This is a genomic window from Legionella sp. (assembly GCF_965140895.1).
Lineage (GTDB): Bacteria > Pseudomonadota > Gammaproteobacteria > Legionellales > Legionellaceae > Legionella.
Window position 1 is genome coordinate 1,295 of sequence record NZ_CBCSKT010000067.1, and the last position, 1,987, is coordinate 3,281.

Sequence of the window (1,987 nt, forward strand, 5' to 3'; positions counted from 1 at the left end):
TAAGCTGAAAGTAAAAATGATGATAACAAATCTCTGTACCGCTAAACAAGAAGACGTTGTTGGTGTACTTAATCCTATTATTCAAGGTTGGGCAAATTATCATCATCACATAGTGGCCAAAGAAACATTTACAAAAGTTGATAACTTTATCTGGCGAGCATTATGGCATTGGGCATGCAGGCGGCATCCCAATAAGAACTTAAGATGGGTGAAGCAACGGTATTACCTAGCAATAGAAAATCGTCGCAATATGACCTTCGCCTGCAAGGTAAAAGCAACAGGGAGAAAGACAAAGCTAGTTACTCTATATTATGCGGCGGATACCAAAATTATTCGTCATAATAAAATAGTAGGAGCGGCGAATCATTACCACCCAAAGTTTGATGATTACTTCAAAAAACGCTCTTGCGAAAGAAATCTGTAGTGTTACCGGCTGATTCAATCGGATTGGCTTAGAAAGAAACAGGTTCAACTCTGTTTCCTTGATTGAAGCCGTATGCGGTGAAAGTCGCACGTACGTTTTTTATGGGGGAATGTCACAGTAATGTGATGTTCCTACCTACTTGTTCGCTTTGGGATTTTGAATTTCGCTACGCTCAATTTATTGATAAAGACCTCTTGCTTTTAGAGATCTGGCATTGTACGCTAAATTTGTTAACTCATTTGCGGAGAAATGATTATGTCTACAAAGACAGTATCGCAAATGGAAGCAATACTCTTGGATAGAATCGAAAAAGCTAAAATCAAGTTAGATAAGTTACAGCAAAAACATAAACTTGAAATTGGTACTCTTGCCTACAAACATGGCCTTCATCAGTTTGATATTAAGCGCATAGACTCTGAGTTTTTAAAACTAGCCGAGGAGCTATCGCATGGGAATGTTTGAAGAAATTGAAAAAGAAAAACAGATGATTGCTCATTGTGAAAAATCACTTGCCTTAGAAAAATTGAAAAAGCGTAAAGAAGATACCAAACGTAAAATAGAACTAGGAGGTTTGGTAATAAAATCAGGAATAATTCAATTTAATAAATATTCTATTCTAGGAGTCCTTAATTATATTTTCAATTTAATGACTCAGGATGCCTCTCTGAGCTCACATGGAATGAATTAACAGCAAAAATAGATACTTGGCTTCTTAATAATCAAACTCATCAACATTATCAAGAAATGTTAGACTTTAAAAATAGTGGATACGATAGACAGAATTTTAACTTAAAGAAAATTAGAAATAATCTAATGTACTTGATTGAAAAACCAACATCTTGGGAAGTGGCTATTGGAAAAACAATAGGCAATCTGTTAGCAAAAAATGAGTTAACGAGTGATTCTTCCCATAATTCGCATCAAATAGCCTCATATCTTGGAGAGAAACTTATTACCTTATTAAATGCTCAATCAAATTAACTAATTAGACATTTTACAAAATGGGACATCCATTGAGTTGAAATGCAATATTTAGTCAAAATTTGAAAATAACCAAGATTATGTATTTCTGCGTAAGACCTTTTATCAGTAATTTCCCATTTTTAATCAAGCAAATACCAAGGGAATATAATCTTTCAAATTTTTGATACTAATAATCTACCAATTTCTACCAAATTGGTAATAATTTCTGATAACAATAATCTAACTATTTCTATCAACCGGGTAACAAAAATCTCGAAATTTCTGATACTAATAATCCACCAATTTCTACCAATTGGTAACAATTTCTGATACCAATAATCTAACTATTTCTATCAACCGGGTAACAAAAATCTCGAATTTCTGATACTAATAATCTACCAATTACTACCAAATTGGTAGTAAACTATATTATGTGCTTTTATCAAAAATTAAAATTTGTAATCGCAACTATCAAGTAAGAGGTTATAAATGAAAATACCATTAAGCCCACCAGATTTTAAAAAACTTATTAAAAATATGCCCGATTTAGTATTAAATGAAAAACTAATTAAACCTACAACTGAAAAAGGCGAATATATT

3 protein-coding genes are annotated in these 1,987 nt (G+C 32.5%); all 3 read left to right on the forward strand.

The window, feature by feature from the left end; all coding sequences use genetic code 11:
* The coding region (locus tag ACQY7T_RS08715) for a group II intron maturase-specific domain-containing protein (RefSeq protein WP_428412716.1) at positions 1-424 on the forward strand (424 nt) is incomplete at its 5' end.
* 255 nt (positions 425-679) lie between these two features.
* Complete coding sequence (locus ACQY7T_RS08720; RefSeq protein ID WP_428412718.1) at positions 680-886, forward strand: hypothetical protein; 207 nt, start codon at positions 680-682, stop codon at positions 884-886.
* Positions 873-1,112, forward strand: coding sequence for a conjugal transfer protein TraD (locus tag ACQY7T_RS08725; RefSeq protein WP_428412720.1), 240 nt, complete (start codon positions 873-875; stop codon positions 1,110-1,112). Before ACQY7T_RS08720 ends, ACQY7T_RS08725 begins: the two co-directional genes overlap by 14 nt.
* Positions 1,113-1,987 lie beyond the last annotated feature (875 nt).